Raw genomic sequence first — 16,229 nt, 5'->3', positions numbered from 1 at the left:
AGCCTACGCAAACCGGCTCTCCGCGTGTGCATCATTAAATACGAGGCCAATGCGCCAACGCCGCGGCGTCCCCGGGCGGTTCCCCGACGTTCTCCACCAGGCGCGATAGGCGTCGTCGCCCACTGATCCGCAGAGCCGGATGCGAGCCTCTGGTCCCGATCAAGGTCGGGGCGATTCCCACCCGCATCATCGCCTCGGCCAGCGCCGCGTGGGTGTCCGGCGCATGCGGGTCCAATCCGAGCAGGTAGCGGTCGTCCGCCTCGAACGTGCCCGCAGCCAGCGTCCAGGCCCGCAGCTCGCGGGACCCGGGCAGCCAGCCGGCCGGGACGGTTTTGACCGCACCCCTGGTCCAGGCCCCCGCGATCAGCATCAACTGCGGGTCCAGCGCGGTGCGCACCAGCGGGTTGTTCTCGTCGGTCCGCGATATCTCCGATATGAGGCCGGCGTCGCTGATCATCTCGGCCAGGCCGTGGGCGCGCCACAGTTCGTCGACAACCACCGAGATCCGGGCCGCCTGCTGGCCGCCGACGCTCGCCAGCACCACCTGCCCCGGGCCGGCGAGAACCCCGGTCAGGTCGGCCACCGCGGGCGGCACCGACTCGGCCGAGAAGAAGGACAGCTGGCTCACAAGCCGACACTAAGCCAGCTCGAGCCGCAAAAACGCGAACACCCCCGCGGTGTCCGATGTGGACTCACGCGGGGGTGTCCCGTGGGTTTGTTTGGCTCAGATGGCCCGAACACCCGTGGCCTGCGGCCCCTTGGGGCTCTGGCCGACCTCGAACTCAACCTTCTGGTTCTCCTCCAGGGTGCGGAATCCGCTGCCCTGGATTTCCGTGTAGTGGACAAACACGTCGGCAGAGCCGTCCTCCGGAGCAATGAAGCCGAAGCCCTTCTCCGCGTTGAACCACTTCACAGTTCCCTGTGGCATCTTTTGTTCTTTCCTTCTCTTTCAACCGGGTGCGGTCCACCGACTTCCGATGTACCGGGCCCGTTCCGACCGCCATACCAACGCGCGAGTCGACCGGAACTGCCCGACCTACAACCCTCGCAGGAACCGCGATCGCAACGACGATCCTGCGAGTGCGAGTACAAACACAGAAGCTGCGACCGTGATCAGTCAACCATGTTCGGGTCGACTGCGACAGTCTTGGCGTACGGCGCGTGGTGAACAATTCGTTTACAAATCCGGGCCGACGTCGGCAGGGTACATCGCAGGAGGCAGAACAGTGCTGGATCAGGGGTCGGATTTCGGCCGTGAGCTGCTCGCTTGCGCTGTCGAGGGCACCCCGGCCGACGAAGATCCGCTACGCCATGTTGCGGATATCCCTCCGCGACACGGCAAACCACTTCGTTGGCCGCAGTGGGCACATCCGGAGGTCGTGCGGGCCTTGACCGAGCGCGGGATCACCGCGCCGTGGTCGCATCAACTGGCCGCTGCCGAGCTCGCGCACGACGGACGCCACGTCGTCGTGTCCACCGGAACCGCGTCGGGCAAGTCTTTGGCCTACCAACTTCCGATCCTGTCGACCTTGGCCGAAAACCGGCAGGCACGGGTGCTCTACCTGTCGCCGACCAAGGCGCTCGGCCACGACCAACTGCGCACGGCACAAGCTCTGACCGAGGCCGTGGCCGCCCTGCGTGACGTCGCACCGGCGCCGTACGACGGCGACAGTGCGACCGAGGTGCGCCGGTTCGCCCGGGAGCGATCACGCTGGATCTTCTCCAACCCGGACATGATCCACCTGTCGCTGCTGCGCAACCATGCCCGCTGGGCCGTGTTCCTCCGCCACCTCAAGTTCATCGTCGTCGACGAATGCCATTACTACCGTGGCATTTTCGGCTCCAACGTGGCGATGGTGCTGCGCCGACTGTTGCGGTTGTGTGAGCGCTACTCCCCTGAGGGTTCGGGGCCGACGGTGATCTTCGCCAGCGCCACCACGGCATCACCGGCCGAGACCGCCGCGGAGTTGATCGGGCAGACAGTCGCCGAGGTGACCGAGGACGGCTCACCCCAGGGCGCGCGCACCATCGCACTGTGGGAGCCTGCGCTGCTGGACGATCTGACCGGAGAGAACGGCGCACCCGTACGTCGTTCGGCCGGCGCCGAAGCCGCCAGGGTGATGGCCGACCTGATGGCCGAGGGGGCAAGGACTTTGACATTCGTCCGGTCCCGGCGCGGCGCCGAGCTGACCGCGCTGGGCACCCGCGCCCGACTCGAGGACACCGCGCCAGAACTCGCCGAGCAAGTGGCGTCCTACCGCGCGGGCTACCTCTCGGAGGACCGGCGCGAGCTGGAAGCCGCGCTGACTGACGGGAGACTGCGCGGCCTGGCCACCACCAATGCGCTGGAACTCGGCATCGATATCGCCGGGCTGGATGCGGTGGTGATGGCGGGGTTTCCCGGCACCGTCACCTCGTTCTGGCAGCAGGCGGGCCGGTCGGGCCGACGCGGCCAGGGCGCGCTGATCGTGTTGATCGCCCGCGATGACCCACTGGACACCTACCTCGTGCACCATCCGGCGGCCTTGTTGGACAAGCCGATCGAGCGGGTGGTGATCGACCCGACGAATCCACACGTACTGGGACCGCAATTGCTCTGTGCCGCAGCCGAGCTGCCACTCACCGAGGCCGAGGTGCGGCTGTGGAACGCCGAGGCGGTGGCCGGCACCCTCGTCGACGACGGTTTGTTGCGCAAACGCCCGGGCGGCTATTTCCCCGCTCCCGGGGTGGATCCGCACCCCGCGGTCGACATCCGCGGCTCCAGCGGCGGCCAGATCGCGATCCTCGAAGCCGATACCGGACGGATGTTGGGTAGTACGGCAGCCGGCCGGGCGGCCGCCTCGCTGCACCCGGGCGCGGTGTACCTGCACCAGGGAGAGACATATCTGGTCGACTCATTGTCGTTCGAGGACGGTGTTGCATTCGTCTACGCCGCGGATCCCGGTTACAGCACTTTCGCCAGAGAACTCACTGACATCACGGTCACCGGTCCTGGCGAGCGCAGCACGTTCGGTCCGGTCACCGTCGGACTGGTTCCGGTGTCCGTCACCAACACCGTGGTCGGCTACCTGCGCCGCCGCCTGGACGGCGAGGTCATCGATTTCGTGGAACTGGACATGCCGCCGAGCACCCTGGACACCATGGCCGTGATGTGCACGATTACGCCAGAAGCCTTACAGGACAGCGGGATTGACCCACTGCGCGTTCCTGGGAGCCTGCACGCCGCCGAACACGCCTCGATCGGGCTGTTGCCGCTGGTGGCCAGCTGCGACCGGGGCGACATCGGCGGAGTCTCGACGGCCGTCGGCCCGGTCGACGGTCTGCCGTCGATCTTCGTCTACGACGGATATCCCGGCGGAGCCGGTTTCGCCGACCGCGGATTCCGCAATCTCAGTACGTGGTGGGCAGCGACCGCCGACGCGATCGAAGCGTGCGAGTGCCCGCAGGGCTGCCCGTCATGTGTGCAGTCGCCGAAGTGCGGAAACGGCAACGACCCATTGGACAAATCCGGTGCGGTGAAAGTGCTCCGCCTGGTGCTCGGCGCGCTGAGTACGTCCTCAGCGTCTATCCCCCGACCGCGTTGACGACCGACCCCTCGACGGCCGACTCCGCGGATCGACAACCACGTGGCTGCATTCGGCCACGCCGAACACACAGACGTTGCGACGAACGGTCGGACAACGCGATCCGTTCCCAATCCCGGAGGCCGGGCGCAGTGGCAAATTACGTGAACTCGCTCATGTTTGCAAGCCGGCAGACGCAAAGTCCACATACCCGCGACCGTGATCCGAAGTATTGCGGTGCGGATTCCGTCGTGTCCCGGCGTCTACTCAGCCGTGCGGAAAGGTACGTTCCCGCCGGTAAAATGCCGATCATGAACCACGACTGGCTGCTCGTGGAGACACTGGGTAGCGAGCCTGTTGTGGTCGCACGAGGTCTGCAGACAAAGAACCTCGTCCCGATCAGTGTGTTTCTGCGCCGAAATCCGCACCTGATGGCAATACAGACCGCCATCAGGGAAACCGTGCAGGCCGGCCAGGGCCTCAGCAGCATCACAACCAAGAATGACCGCGTAATCCGCACCGAAGTGGTGCGGATGTCCGATGGACGCATCCACGGCGTGCACATCTGGATCGGGCCGAGCGATATCGAACCACCGCAACGCCCCGTCCCGGGACCGCTGGTCTGGGACCTGACCGCAGGCGTGGCTACCGACACCCCCGAATCGCTGATCAACAGCGGCATGAATCCGGAAACCGAAGCCACCCACGACCGGGCGTTCGCCGACGACCTGCCCGCCAAGGATCTCAACGGCACCGAGGCCAAGGTCCTGGCGATGACGATCAAACCCGTCGTCGGCCACACCTTGTGCACCACCTGGGACGTCACCGACCACCTCGGGGAGCCCATCACCGTCGGATTCGTGGCCCGAGTCCTGCTCGAACCACAAGACGACGGCTCCGAGAAACTCATCTCCCGCGCGATGAATTGGCGCACTGAACGAGAAGCTCCCGTGGAACGGCCCGACAACCTGGCCCAGCGCATTCTCAACGGGCTGGCGCAGCCCGGCGTGCACCGAGCCCTGGTCGATCTGGACAACTGGAAGCTGCTGAAGTGGCTCGACGATCCGGCACCCTTCTTCGACTGGCGTAACCGCGACGGCGGGCCGGCCCGCATCCACCCGGCCGACGCCCGGCACATGGCCAGGATGACGACGGAGTTCTCCGGCGGCACCACCGCCGCTGTGCTGCGAATGCGCGCCGAAGGCAGCGACTGGCGCCCCGTCCACATGACGATCAACCGGGTCGAACTCGACGAGAACATCTTCGCGGGGCTGATATCGATGCGCCTGCCCACCGATGACGAGGTTGCCGCAGCAGCCCTCGACCCCATCGACTAGTTCCCGACGTTCACCGGCCCCGCACGAGCCGCTGCCCGGGCCGGCCCCACTCCCCACCGGCCGAGACGAACCGGCGTCGCCACCTCGAGCACCACGTCGAGTTCGTCGATCCGGCAGTCGCCGAGGACCGACCGCATCCGAGCCGCGATCTCAGTAGCCTGTCGGCACGCCGCATCCGGACCGGACACCACGGCGGCCGCGGCGCCCACCGCGGCTAGGTCAGCCGCGGCCTGAGCTCGGTGCCGGGCGCTCACCGCAGCGCCCAGATATGCAGCGCCCGCGGCGAAGACGATCAGCATCGCAATCATGGCCGCGGCCACCAGTGTGGTCGATCCCCGCTCATCCGACGCCGGGTTCGGGCACCGCTGCCGCTTCGGCGGACAGCGTGAGGCCCGGAAAGACCGTGGCCGCGCTGACCCGGGCCACCACCAAACCGCCGTCTTGGCCGACGTGTACCACCGCACCCGATGGCGCCACCCGGCGAGCACTGGCGATGGCCGCTTCACCGTCCCCACGCGCGGCCAGCCGGGCGGCTTCACGTGCCGCGTCGATGCAACGAATCTGCATGCCCACCGCGCTGAGGCCGCCGACGCACAACACCAGAACCGCCACCAGCGACGCGAGCGCGAACGCTGCCTCGACGGTGAGCGCACCCCGGTCATCTAGACGTTGGTGTTCAACGCCCGGCTGATGATGTTCGTCAGGGCACTGACGATCGAGTCCCCCGTGACCACGGTGTACAGGATCGCCCCGAACGCCGCGGCGGCAATAGTGCCGATAGCGTATTCGACGGTGCTCATCCCCGATTCGTCGAGCATCAACAGCGCCACCCTGGTATTGGCCCGCTGAAACCTGTTTACTGCCATGATTTTTCCCCTCTTTGCGATGTGTGTTCACAACAGTCCTGAGCCCAGCACGTCGCCGGCCAGACCGACGACCACAGGTATGACACCCAGACACAGAAATGCCGGCAGGTAGCACAGCCCAAGCGGACCGGCGACCAGAACCGAGGCGCGTTCTGCGACCGCGTCGGCCGACGTGGCGGCCTCGTGTCGCGTCTGGACTGCCAGCTCTGCCACGGCGTCAGCCAGGGCGCTACCGGAGGCGGCGGATCGCCGGGCCAGGCGTAACAGTGCATCGGCGTTCTTGTCCTGGGCCACAAGTGCATTCCCGTCGGCGCTGCCGGCCCAGGCCCGCGCCGGATCAGCCCCGAGCGCCAACAGTTCGGCCGCCCGCCGCAGCACCGTCGCCAGCGGCGCCGGGGCCGACGGCGTGACGGCTGCCGCTGCGGTCGACACCGCCAGGCCGGCGGCCAGGCATGCGGCGAACAGATCGAACGTCGAAGCGGCGGCGAGCGGCCCGTCGGCCGGCACCCGCAGCGGGTCGGCGCGCCGCCGCGGCGTCGGCGCGGCACGGTTGCGTACCAGGGCCGGATCCCCTCCGACCAAGAGCGCGGCGGCGAGAAGTAACGCTACCCAGCTCATTTCAGCGCCCGCTCGGTGATCCGGTCTGACCACAAGAGGCCGGTGCAGGCCAGCGCGACTCCGACTACCAACAGCCAGCCTCCGATGCCCGCGTTGAAGAGGAACGCCAGGGGCCGCGCACCGATCAACTGCCCCAGCGCTATTCCGGCCACCGGCAGCCCGGCGAGCACCGCCGCCGTTGCCCGCGGGCCCGCCATCGCCGCTTCGACGTGTGCGGAAAAGCGTTCGCGTTCAACGATGTCGCGCTGCGCGGTGCGCATCAGGGTGGCGATCGAGAGTCCATGCGCGTGCGCCAAGCGCCAGCAGGCAGCGAGCCGTTCCCAGTGCATGGGCAACTGCGAGGATTCCGCGATGTCGTCCAACCCGGCCGCCACATCGGCCCCCAAGCGGGCGCGGGCCGCCACCGCGCTCATGCCGTCGCACACCGGGCCGGACACCTCACCGGCGGCAGTGGCGAAAGCAGTGACCGGGTGCACCCCGGTACGCAGCTCGCCGACCAACACGTCCAGCGCGGCCTGCAGTGCCGCGGATTGCTGCTGTCGCTGCCGCCCGACCGCACGACGCCGACGGCGGCTCGCCACGGTGCCGGCCACCAACGCCGCGGCCAGCACGACCGGCGGCGGCGCCAACCAGGCCAGCACGACCCCGACAACCGCCACGATCGGCGCGGCGCGGGCCCGCCGCCGGACAGGTGAATCCACCCGCCGCAACGCGGCCGTCCGCCTGGGTGCGGCCGGCCACAGCACCAGTGCCGCTGCCAGCGCCAGAGCGCTCACCGTCACGACGACCCGCGTCCCTCGACAAGCGCATCGAGAGCGTCTGCGCCACAACCCGTTCCGGTATCGGCATGCCAGGCCGTCACCACCTCCAGTTCGCCACGCGCGGCCCGTCGCAGCACGGCGATCTCGGAGAGCCTGCGTTGGCCGGCGCCGTCACGCCCCACGTGCAACAACACCTGTACGGCCGCGGCCAGTTGGCTGACCAGCGCGGCGCGGTCCAGTCCGCCGAGCGCGCCGAGTGCCTCCAACCGGGCCGGCACCTCGGCCGGGCTGTTGGCGTGCACGGTGCCTGCCCCGCCGTCGTGGCCGGTGTTGAGTGCGGCCAGCAGATCCACCACCTCGGCCCCACGCACCTCGCCCACGACGATCCGGTCTGGACGCATCCGCAACGCCTGGCGGACCAGATCGCGCACGGTCACCTCACCGACGCCTTCGACGTTGGCGCCCCGGGCGACCAGCTTGACCAGATGTGGGTGCGACGGCGCCAGTTCGGCGGCATCCTCGACGCACACGATGCGTTCCTGTTCCGGGACGGCGCCCAGCGCGGCGGCCAGCAGCGTGGTCTTCCCGCAACCCGTGCCGCCCGAGATCAGAAACGCCAGCCGGGCGCGGATGATCGCGTGCACGAGGTCGGCGGCTGCCGGCGGGATGGCCCCGGAGCGGGTGAGGGCCTCGAGATTCTGGGTCGCCGGGCGCAGCACCCGCAGGGACAGGCAGGTACCCGCGGCAGCGATCGGCGGCAGTACCGCGTGCAGTCGCACGGCGCACGGCCCGATGCCGGTGAGCTGGCCATCCACCCATGGCTGCGCCTCGTCCAGCCGTCGCCCCGCCAACAGCGCCAACCGCTGAGCCAGCCGGCGGACCGCGCCTTCGTCGGGGAAACACACTGTGCTGCGGTGCAATCCGCTGCCGTCGTCCACCCACACCGCATCGGGGGCGGTAACGAGAACGTCGGTGGTGGTCGGCGCGCACAGCAGTGGCTCCAGGATCCCGGCGCCGGTCAGTTCGGTCTCCAGCAGCCGCAGATTGCTCAGTACCTCGGTGTCGCCGAGCAGGCCGCCCGACTCCGCGCGGATTGCCGCGGCCACCACACCGGGACTCAGCGGGGATGCCTCGGCCACCAGGCGCTCGCGAACCCGGTCGATCAGCGATGCGCTCATGCGGCCCCCGCGTCCTGTGCCGGATGAGCGGCCAGCACCGACAGCACCCGCCGCGCCGCCGAACCCAACGGCGACCGGGGCCGCACTCGTAACCCTCCGCGCTCCAACACTTCGGCGATGCCGGGCTGCGGTCGCATCGCGGCCAGCAGGGGCAGGTCCACGATGCGGGCCACCTCCGCTGCTCGCAGCCCACCGGGCGCCGGGCCCCGCACGACGACACCGGCGTTCGGATTACAGGCCAGCACCCACGGCCGCGCGGCTGCCGCCGCGGCACACGACCGCACATCTGCGGGGGTCACCAAGACGACCAGATCGGCTGCATCCAAAGCGGTTTCGGCCGCGGCGGTGGCGCGACGCGGCACGTCGCACACGACGGTGACACCCCCACGGCACCCGGCCTCGATCACCGCACCCAACGGCTCCGCCTCGATATCGCTGCCCGAACGCCCGCTGGACAGCACGCTGACCCCGTCCCGGCGAGGCAGCGCGTCGCGCAGCGCCGGATAACCCAACCGGCCGCCCTGCAGCGCCAGATCCGGCCAGCGCAAGCCGGCCAGGTCCTCACTGCCCGCCACCAGGTCGATCCCGCCACTCCACGGATCCGCCTCGACCAACAGCGCGGTCGAGGTCGATTGGGCGAGCGCCACCGCGAACACCGACGCGCCCGCTCCCCCGCGGGCCCCCACCACCGCCACCACGGGACCGCGACCGGCATCGTCGTGCCAGGCGGCTTCGGACAGGGCCGCCACGAGATCGGCGTCCTGCGCGGGCAGCGTGACGACGTGCTGCGCGCCGACGCAAATCGCGGCCTGCCAATCGTCGGGCCGGGGGTCGTCGCGACCGACAAGGATCACCCGCGCGCGCCGCGGCAGCGTCCGGGCCGCGCAGCGTCGGGCGGCCGCAGCATCGAGCAGCACCGCAGATGCCGCGACCCATGCCTTCCGCCCAGCGGGGTCGTCGATGACGACGAGCCCGACACCGGCGGCGGCAGCCACCCGCGCCACGTCGTCACGCAGCAGTGGGTCGCCGATGAGGGCCAGCACGGCTCCGCGCGGAGCGGTCGAGAGGTTCGCAACGGCCATATGCCCACCCTGCGGGCAACCGCCGGGTCGGCACCATCACCAATTCGCGGATTGTGGATGAAGTCCGGCCTGTGGATGAACGCCGTGGTCCGCGAACGTACCGTCGCGATGGCCTGAAAATACGGTTCCGCAACCAATGCGGCCCGGCCGCCGAAGATTCTTTCCCCAGAAAAGGGACGACCCCCGCCAGGGGGGGAGGAGGCGGAGGTCGTCGTGTATCAGCCCCGGGGGGTCGGGCTGATACACCCTCGGCATAAGCCGAGTAATGCTCACTATACACACGGAACTGCCAAAACACGCAAGAGACACCTGTGCGGGCTACCGGCAGCGGCGCCGGGACTCACGCCCGGACGAACGCGTCTTGAACTGCCATTTTGCGCTGGCGCTCGAATAATGCGGCGCAGCTGCCTCTATGCTGACGCTTGTGACCGCATCCGATCAGGCTGCCGGGGAGTTGATCGCGCAGCAATCCGGGCCGCAGGGCGGTCAGCCGGTGCGTACCGCGGCGTTCTTCGACCTCGACAAGACCGTCATCGCCAAGTCGAGCACCCTTGCTTTCAGCAAACCCTTCTTCGATCAGGGACTGCTGAACCGGCGGACCGTCCTCAAATCGACGTATGCCCAGTTTCTGTTCCTGATGTCGGGCGCCGACCACGACCAGATGGACCGGATGCGCAGCTACATCACGAACATGTGCACCGGTTGGGATGTCGAACAGGTCAAGTCGATCGTGGGCGAGACCTTGCACGACATCGTCGACCCGCTGGTGTTCGCCGAGGCCGCCGAGCTGATCGCCGACCACAAGCTGTGCGGCCGCGACGTCGTGGTGGTGTCGGCCTCGGGTGAGGAGATCGTGGCGCCGATCGCCCGGGCCCTGGGGGCCACCCACGCCATGGCCACCCGGATGGTGGTCGAAGAGGGCCGCTACACGGGCGACATCGCCTTCTACTGCTATGGCGAGGGCAAGGTCGAGGCGATCCGTGCCCTGGCCGCCCGCGAGGGCTATGCGCTGGACCACTGCTACGCCTACTCGGACTCGATCACCGACATCCCGATGCTCGAAGCCGTGGGGCACCCCGCCGCGGTGAATCCTGATCGCGGGCTTCGCAAGGAAGCGGCGTCCCGCGGCTGGCCCGTGCTGACCTTCACCAGGCCGGTATCGCTGCGCGACCGGATTCCGGCGCCGTCGGGGGCAGCGGTGGCGACCACCGCGGCCGTCGGAATCAGCGCCCTGGCGGCCGGCGCACTGACCTATTCACTGCTTCGTCGCTTCACGTCCTGACCTACCGCGCGTAGTAGCTGGACACCTCGGCGTAACGATCAGAAGTCGGGTGCATTTCACCCTTGCTGTGACCGTGGTCACGTAGTACAAAGGAACCACGGAAGCTTGGATGAGGCCAAGGCTTAGCCGGAAGAGAAGGCTAAATCTCCCGAACCAGGCTCCCCAGCACGGGTCCCGGTACCCACGCGGAGCACATGCCGCGGAATAGGCAAAAGTGTTGCGGGCCTGCGTGATTGCGAAGAGCGGACGGCTACGACGGCCCTTTGGGTGGGGTTGCAGCCGAAGCGCATTGCAAGGACGCCGAGGCCACCCACGCAACCCATCTGGCACGCTTGGTAACCGGTATCCGTGCTAGCGGGCGGCGAGCCGAAACATCGTTTCGGACCGTCGCCCGCTTTCGTTTGCTGACAGTCCCCCGACCCCGCGCGTCAGCCGGCCGCCGACTGGGCGATCTGCAGGGCTTCACGCGCGCCGCCCTTGAGGCCTTCACTGCTGAGCAGCAGCCACGCGGTCAGCCCGTCGGGGGTGCCCGAGGCGAATCCTCGTGCGGCAGCCCGGTACTCCCCCGACTTTCGCATCCAATGCACCTCGGGGACGCCGAGACCGTGCGGGTCGAGGCCGCTGGCGATCGTCACCAGACGCGAAACCGCGCGGGCCACGACGCCGTCGGCGGTGCCGAACGGAGCCAGGCTGAGTAGTTCGCCGTGCGCGACGGCGGCCAGTACGGGGGCGGGGACCTTGGAGCCGCCGGCCAGGATCTCGGTCAGCAGCTCAAGCCGACGGCCGACGTCGGGGTCGGTGCGTGGCCGGCCCAGATGCTCGTCATCGGTGAGATCGGCGGCGGCCAGCGCGTGCAGCCGGGCCAGGGCCTGCATCGGCGCCCGCTGCCACACGCTGACCACCGCGGTGGCGCCGCCTTCGAGCGCCTCGGCGACCCGGATGGCGCCCGCGGTGACCGGGTCGGGTTCGCCGTCGGCAGACAACTGGACGGCCCCGCCGTCGAGTACCGCCGAGGCCCGCGCTGCGCGCAATGCGGCTTCGGCCGCCGTCTGCGGCCAGCCGCGCAAGTTGAACTTGTGTCGGTGCGCCCGGCCCAGGGCATCCCGCGCCTCGTCGCTGGCCGCGGAAACACCCGGCAGATCGACCAGGGGTGCGAGTGGATCGGTCGTCATACCCAGAAACGCTAGCCGACCGCTGAACGTCATTTCGCCGACCGTTGGGCGCAGAAGGCGCGCCGCCCGGCAACCGTCTTGTGAGCTCCCAACGCCGCTGCAACCTTTGGTGACTAGGCTCACACCCATGTCAAACGCGCCAGCGACGCCTACTGAAGTTCCGTCAGCCTATCCGCCGCCTGCCGATTTCGCGGCCAACGCCAACGCGACGGGCGAGTTGTACGCCGAGGCCGAGAAGGACCGGCTGGGGTTCTGGGCCGCCCAGGCCAACCGCCTCAGCTGGCAGACCCCGTTCACCGACGTGCTCGACTGGTCGCAGGCACCGTTCGCCAAATGGTTCGTCGGCGGCAAGCTCAACGTCGCCTACAACTGTGTCGATCGGCACGTCGAGGCGGGCAACGGCGACCGGGTCGCGATCCACTGGGAGGGCGAGCCGGTCGGTGACGCCCGCGACATCACCTATGCCCAGCTCAAGGACGAGGTGAGCAAGGCCGCCAACGCGCTGGCCGCACTCGGGCTGACCGCAGGCGACCGCGTGGCCATCTACATGCCGATGGTGCCCGAGGCCATCGTGGCGATGCTGGCGTGCGCGCGACTGGGTGCCATGCACAGCGTTGTCTTCGCCGGATTCTCCGCGTCGGCGCTGCGGGCGCGCGTCGAGGACGCCGAGGCCAAGCTCGTCATCACCACCGACGGCCAGTACCGGCGCGGCAAGGCCGCCTCACTCAAGGACGCGGTCGACGAAGCCGTCGCCGACCAACCGTCGGTCGAACACGTGCTGGTGGTCCGCCGCACCGGAATCGACGTGAACTGGACCGACGGCCGCGATCTGTGGTGGCACGAGACCGTCGATGTCGCCTCCATCGAGCACACCCCGGAAGCGTTCGACTCCGAGCAGCCGCTGTTCTTGCTCTACACCTCCGGTACCACCGGTAAGCCCAAGGGCATCGTGCACACCTCGGGCGGCTACCTCACCCAGGCGGCCTACACCCACTACAACGTCTTCGATCTCAAGCCCGAGACCGACGTGTACTGGTGCACCGCCGACATCGGCTGGGTCACCGGGCACACCTACATCACCTACGGCCCGCTGGCCAACGGCGCCACCCAGGTGGTCTACGAGGGCACCCCCACCTCCCCGACCGAGCACCGCCACTTCGAGATCATCGAAAAGTACGGCGTCACAATCTATTACACCGCCCCCACGCTGATCCGAACCTTCATGAAGCTGGGCCGCCAGATCCCGGCCGCGCACGACCTGTCGAGCCTGCGGCTGCTGGGTTCGGTGGGCGAGCCGATCAACCCCGAGGCCTGGCGCTGGTACCGGGAGGCCGTCGGCGCGGGCAAGACTCCGATCGTCGACACCTGGTGGCAGACCGAGACCGGGGCGATCATGATCTCGCCGCTGCCCGGTGTCACCGCGGCCAAACCCGGCTCGGCGATGACCCCGCTGCCCGGCATCTCGGCCAAGATCGTCGACGACGAAGGCAACGAGCTGGTGCCCGGTGCCGACGAGGCCGAGCACGTCACCGGTTACCTGGTGCTCGACCAGCCTTGGCCGTCGATGCTGCGCGGCATCTGGGGCGACCCGCAGCGGTTCAAGGACACCTACTGGTCGCGGTTCGCCGAGCAGGGCTGGTACTTCGCCGGTGACGGCGCCCGCTACGACTCGGACGGCAACATCTGGGTGCTGGGCCGCATCGACGACGTCATGAACATCTCCGGGCACCGCATCTCGACCGCCGAGGTGGAATCGGCCCTGGTCGGGCACTCCGGGGTGGCCGAGGCGGCGGTGGTCGGCGCCAGCGACGACACCACGGGTCAGGCGATCTGCGCGTTCGTGATCCTCAAAGCGTCCGCGCACGGCGGGGCCGACACCATGGTCGAGGAGCTGCGGGCTCAGGTGGCCACCGAGATCTCCCCGATCGCCAAGCCGCGCGAGATCCACGTGGTACCCGAGCTGCCCAAGACCCGCAGCGGCAAGATCATGCGCCGGCTGCTGCGCGACGTGGCCGAGGGCCGCGAACTCGGCGACACCTCGACCCTGGTCGACCCCAGCGTCTTCGAGGCGATCCGCGCCAGCAAGTAGTACGAGGCCGCCTAACCGACCGGGACGAAACCCGTTCCCGGTCGGTTCTTGGCGGTGATGTCGGCCAGCTGCGTGTTGAACGACATCGTCACCGCCGGCGTGTGCAGGGGCACGAATTTCACCACGCACGTGGGCAGTTCCTCGGAGTAGGCACCGTGGATCATGCCGACCAGCCTGTTGTTGACCGTGACGGGTGCGCCCGAGTCCCCGGGCTGACCGCACACCTGGTTGACGATGGTGCCCGGGTCTTGTCCGGGACCCCACGTCACGCCGCACGAATAACCCGTGGTGCGACCGAGTTTGCAGGCGATCTCGCCGAAAGCCGGGTCCGGCCCGAGACCGTCGATCTGAAAACCGTTGACGTTGTTGGTCGGAGTGACCTTCGCGGGGTCGAATTCGATCACCGCGTAATCGAGCAGGTCGTTACCGGCGACCATCTTCCCGAGCACCCCGGCGCCGTTCGCGCCTTCAGCCGAAACCACGGCCCCCGGTCCACCGCAGTGTGCCGAGGTGAATCCGATCAGGCGCCCGGCGTTGTCGTGCCCGATCGCGGTGAGGGTGCAGAGGGACTCGCCGTTGACCACGATGCCCGAGCCGCCACCCAGCACCACCGGCGGCGCGGCATGCGCCCGCGCCGGGCTGAGGATCGCGACGAGAGCGATGATCGGTGCACCAATGAGCAACTGCCAGCGGTGTCTGCTCGTCAAGTGTCCTCCAATCGACGCGCCCGACCCGCGCAAGTCAAGATTGCGGTCAGTCTACTAAGGCGAGGTTGTCGGCCGGGATCGTTAACGGGTTCGCCGCATGGCAACATGAACGCCATGAGCACAGGCGACCGCAGGGACGGCGTTCCGACGACGGTGACCTCGATTCCGCTCGTCGACCCGCATGCCCCCAAGCCGGACCCTTCGATCGGTGACCTGGTCAAGGACGCCACCGCGCAGGTGTCCACGTTGTTGCGGGCCGAGGTGGAGCTGGCCAAGGCCGAGATCACCCGGGATGTGAAGAAGGGCCTGACCGGCAGCGTGTTCTTCATCGCCGCGCTGGTGGTCCTGTTCTATTCGACCTTCTTTTTCTTCTTCTTCCTGGCCGAGCTGCTCGACACCTGGCTGTGGCGCTGGGTGGCCTTCCTGATCGTGTTCGGTCTCATGGTGCTGACCACCGGGGCGCTGGCGGTCTTCGGCTTCCTGAAGGTGCGACGCATCAAGGGTCCACAGCAGACCATCGAATCGGTCAAGGAGACCCGCGAGGCGCTGACGCCCGGCCACGACAAGGGCACCCTGCCCGCTGTCCCGGTCCGGCCGGCCACCGACCCGTCAGGCTGGTAATGCCCCCACCCGACCCGTCGATCACCAGGATCGAGGGGCCGTGGCGGCATCTGCAGGTGCATGCCAACGGCATCCGCTTTCATGTGGTGGAGGCCGACCATGTGACCGACGGCGAACGCACCGTAGCGGACCGCCCGCTGGTGATCCTGCTGCACGGGTTCGGCTCCTTCTGGTGGTCGTGGCGTCATCAGCTCACCGCGCTGACCGGTGCCCGGGTCGTGGCGGTCGATCTGCGCGGTTATGGAGACAGCGACAAACCCCCGCGCGGTTATGACGGCTGGACTCTGGCCGGGGACACCGCCGGGCTGGTACGGGCGCTGGGCCACAAGACCGCGACGCTGGTCGGCCATGCCGACGGCGGCCTGGTGTGCTGGGCGACGGCGGTGCTGCACCCGCGTGCGGTCAACGCGATCGCCCTCGTCAGCTCACCGCACCCGGTCGCACTGCGGACCTCCACCTTGACGCGCCGTGACCAGGGCCGGGCCCTGTTGCCGTCGATGCTGCGCTATCAGTTGCCCGTCTGGCCCGAGCGCACGCTCACCCGCCACGACGGCGCGGAGTTGGAACGCCTGATCCGGAGCCGGGCCGGGTCCAAATGGCAGACCAGCCAAGACTTCTCCGACACCATGGCCCACCTGCGTCAGGCCATCCAGATTCCGGGAGCCGCGCACTGCGCCCTCGAATACCAGCGGTGGGCGGTACGCAGCCAACTACGCAGCGAGGGCCTGCGGTTCATGCGCTCGATGAAGCGTCCGATCAACGTGCCGGTGCTGCATATGCGTGGGGACGCCGACCCTTACGTCCTGGCCGATCCGGTGCACCGTACCCAACGTTACGCGCCGCACGGCCGCTACGTATCGATCACGGGCGCAGGTCATTTCGGCCACGAAGAACAACCCGAGGCGGTCAACGAACAGCTGAGCCGGTTCCTGGACCAGCTGCACGCCTAGCCG

At 68.5% G+C, this 16,229-nt stretch carries 17 protein-coding genes; 6 read left to right on the top strand and 11 right to left on the bottom strand.

What is annotated here, in order from left to right; translation table 11 throughout:
- Positions 1-34: 34 nt before the first annotated feature.
- Together K6L26_RS04600 and K6L26_RS04595 are read right to left on the bottom strand one after the other, a co-directional pair.
- Complete coding sequence (locus tag K6L26_RS04600) at positions 35-628, bottom strand: hypothetical protein (protein ID WP_019343265.1); 594 nt, start codon at positions 626-628, stop codon at positions 35-37.
- A gap of 96 nt (positions 629-724) precedes the next feature.
- Positions 725-928 (bottom strand): cold-shock protein, encoded by a 204-nt coding sequence (locus K6L26_RS04595; protein WP_003882601.1) that lies wholly within the window; start codon positions 926-928, stop codon positions 725-727.
- A 298-nt stretch (positions 929-1,226) separates the two neighbouring features.
- Between K6L26_RS04595 and K6L26_RS04590 the strand changes: the two genes are divergently transcribed.
- Positions 1,227-3,584, top strand: coding sequence for a DEAD/DEAH box helicase (locus K6L26_RS04590; protein ID WP_065062690.1), 2,358 nt, complete (start codon positions 1,227-1,229; stop codon positions 3,582-3,584).
- Between the two features lie 290 nt (positions 3,585-3,874).
- The gene (locus tag K6L26_RS04585) at positions 3,875-4,900 is read left to right on the top strand and encodes a PAS domain-containing protein (RefSeq protein WP_085140925.1); all 1,026 of its coding nucleotides are present in this window, start codon (positions 3,875-3,877) and stop codon (positions 4,898-4,900) included.
- Here K6L26_RS04585 and K6L26_RS31645 read toward each other — a convergent pair.
- From K6L26_RS31645 to ssd, 7 genes are read right to left on the bottom strand one after another with little or no spacing between them, the layout of a single operon-like run.
- Positions 4,897-5,220 (bottom strand): Rv3654c family TadE-like protein, encoded by a 324-nt coding sequence (locus K6L26_RS31645; protein WP_342394408.1) that lies wholly within the window; start codon positions 5,218-5,220, stop codon positions 4,897-4,899. The genes K6L26_RS04585 and K6L26_RS31645 overlap by 4 nt on opposite strands.
- 19 nt (positions 5,221-5,239) lie before the next feature.
- On the bottom strand, positions 5,240-5,512 hold the full coding sequence (locus K6L26_RS31640) for a TadE family type IV pilus minor pilin (protein WP_036391359.1): 273 nt from the start codon (positions 5,510-5,512) through the stop codon (positions 5,240-5,242).
- A 50-nt stretch (positions 5,513-5,562) separates the two neighbouring features.
- Positions 5,563-5,766, bottom strand: coding sequence for a DUF4244 domain-containing protein (locus K6L26_RS04575; RefSeq protein WP_076214760.1), 204 nt, complete (start codon positions 5,764-5,766; stop codon positions 5,563-5,565).
- Positions 5,767-5,793: 27 nt separating this feature from the next.
- Positions 5,794-6,384: a type II secretion system F family protein gene (locus tag K6L26_RS04570; RefSeq protein WP_221852787.1), complete on the bottom strand. Its 591-nt coding sequence runs from the start codon at positions 6,382-6,384 to the stop codon at positions 5,794-5,796.
- A complete protein-coding gene (locus K6L26_RS04565; protein ID WP_221852786.1) occupies positions 6,381-7,166 on the bottom strand; it encodes a type II secretion system F family protein in 786 nt (261 codons plus the stop codon). The genes K6L26_RS04570 and K6L26_RS04565 overlap by 4 nt, the downstream gene beginning before the upstream one ends.
- On the bottom strand, positions 7,163-8,323 hold the full coding sequence (locus K6L26_RS04560; RefSeq protein WP_221852785.1) for a TadA family conjugal transfer-associated ATPase: 1,161 nt from the start codon (positions 8,321-8,323) through the stop codon (positions 7,163-7,165). The genes K6L26_RS04565 and K6L26_RS04560 overlap by 4 nt, the downstream gene beginning before the upstream one ends.
- Complete coding sequence (ssd, locus tag K6L26_RS04555) at positions 8,320-9,405, bottom strand: septum site-determining protein Ssd (protein WP_076214751.1); 1,086 nt, start codon at positions 9,403-9,405, stop codon at positions 8,320-8,322. The genes K6L26_RS04560 and ssd overlap by 4 nt, the downstream gene beginning before the upstream one ends.
- Before the next feature lie 412 nt (positions 9,406-9,817).
- Between ssd and K6L26_RS04550 the strand changes: the two genes are divergently transcribed.
- Positions 9,818-10,687, top strand: coding sequence for an HAD-IB family hydrolase (locus K6L26_RS04550; protein WP_221852784.1), 870 nt, complete (start codon positions 9,818-9,820; stop codon positions 10,685-10,687).
- Between the two features lie 428 nt (positions 10,688-11,115).
- On the opposite strand, the gene K6L26_RS04545 is transcribed toward K6L26_RS04550, so the two are convergent.
- Positions 11,116-11,859 (bottom strand): Fic family protein, encoded by a 744-nt coding sequence (locus K6L26_RS04545; protein ID WP_019347390.1) that lies wholly within the window; start codon positions 11,857-11,859, stop codon positions 11,116-11,118.
- 127 nt (positions 11,860-11,986) lie between these two features.
- On the opposite strand from K6L26_RS04545, the gene acs reads away from it, so the two are divergent.
- The gene (acs, locus tag K6L26_RS04540; protein WP_221852783.1) at positions 11,987-13,948 is read left to right on the top strand and encodes an acetate--CoA ligase; all 1,962 of its coding nucleotides are present in this window, start codon (positions 11,987-11,989) and stop codon (positions 13,946-13,948) included.
- 11 nt (positions 13,949-13,959) lie between these two features.
- Here the strand turns inward: acs and K6L26_RS04535 are convergent, their stop codons facing one another.
- Positions 13,960-14,655, bottom strand: coding sequence for a S1 family peptidase (locus tag K6L26_RS04535; RefSeq protein ID WP_047036296.1), 696 nt, complete (start codon positions 14,653-14,655; stop codon positions 13,960-13,962).
- A gap of 114 nt (positions 14,656-14,769) precedes the next feature.
- Between K6L26_RS04535 and K6L26_RS04530 the strand changes: the two genes are divergently transcribed.
- A complete protein-coding gene (locus tag K6L26_RS04530) occupies positions 14,770-15,276 on the top strand; it encodes a phage holin family protein (RefSeq protein WP_043370053.1) in 507 nt (168 codons plus the stop codon).
- Positions 15,276-16,226, top strand: a complete 951-nt coding sequence (locus K6L26_RS04525; protein ID WP_064898554.1) for an alpha/beta fold hydrolase — start codon at positions 15,276-15,278, stop codon at positions 16,224-16,226. Before K6L26_RS04530 ends, K6L26_RS04525 begins: the two co-directional genes overlap by 1 nt.
- The last annotated feature ends 3 nt before the right edge of the window (positions 16,227-16,229 follow it).

Source organism: Mycobacterium farcinogenes (assembly GCF_019739075.1).
Lineage (GTDB): Bacteria > Actinomycetota > Actinomycetes > Mycobacteriales > Mycobacteriaceae > Mycobacterium > Mycobacterium senegalense.
The sequence above is the reverse complement of the archived record's forward strand: the minus strand, read 5'-3'. Positions and strand labels throughout refer to the sequence as shown.

Coding starts and splice junctions, on each gene's coding strand:
- K6L26_RS04595 (WP_003882601.1), bottom strand. CDS start 928: ATGCCACAGGGAACTGTGAAGTGGTTCAACGCGGAGAAGGGCTTCGGC.
- K6L26_RS04585 (WP_085140925.1), top strand. CDS start 3,875: ATGAACCACGACTGGCTGCTCGTGGAGACACTGGGTAGCGAGCCTGTT.
- K6L26_RS04575 (WP_076214760.1), bottom strand. CDS start 5,766: ATGGCAGTAAACAGGTTTCAGCGGGCCAATACCAGGGTGGCGCTGTTG.
- K6L26_RS04570 (WP_221852787.1), bottom strand. CDS start 6,384: ATGAGCTGGGTAGCGTTACTTCTCGCCGCCGCGCTCTTGGTCGGAGGG.
- K6L26_RS04560 (WP_221852785.1), bottom strand. CDS start 8,323: ATGAGCGCATCGCTGATCGACCGGGTTCGCGAGCGCCTGGTGGCCGAG.
- ssd (WP_076214751.1), bottom strand. CDS start 9,405: ATGGCCGTTGCGAACCTCTCGACCGCTCCGCGCGGAGCCGTGCTGGCC.
- K6L26_RS04550 (WP_221852784.1), top strand. CDS start 9,818: ATGCTGACGCTTGTGACCGCATCCGATCAGGCTGCCGGGGAGTTGATC.
- K6L26_RS04545 (WP_019347390.1), bottom strand. CDS start 11,859: ATGACGACCGATCCACTCGCACCCCTGGTCGATCTGCCGGGTGTTTCC.
- acs (WP_221852783.1), top strand. CDS start 11,987: ATGTCAAACGCGCCAGCGACGCCTACTGAAGTTCCGTCAGCCTATCCG.
- K6L26_RS04530 (WP_043370053.1), top strand. CDS start 14,770: ATGAGCACAGGCGACCGCAGGGACGGCGTTCCGACGACGGTGACCTCG.
- K6L26_RS04525 (WP_064898554.1), top strand. CDS start 15,276: ATGCCCCCACCCGACCCGTCGATCACCAGGATCGAGGGGCCGTGGCGG.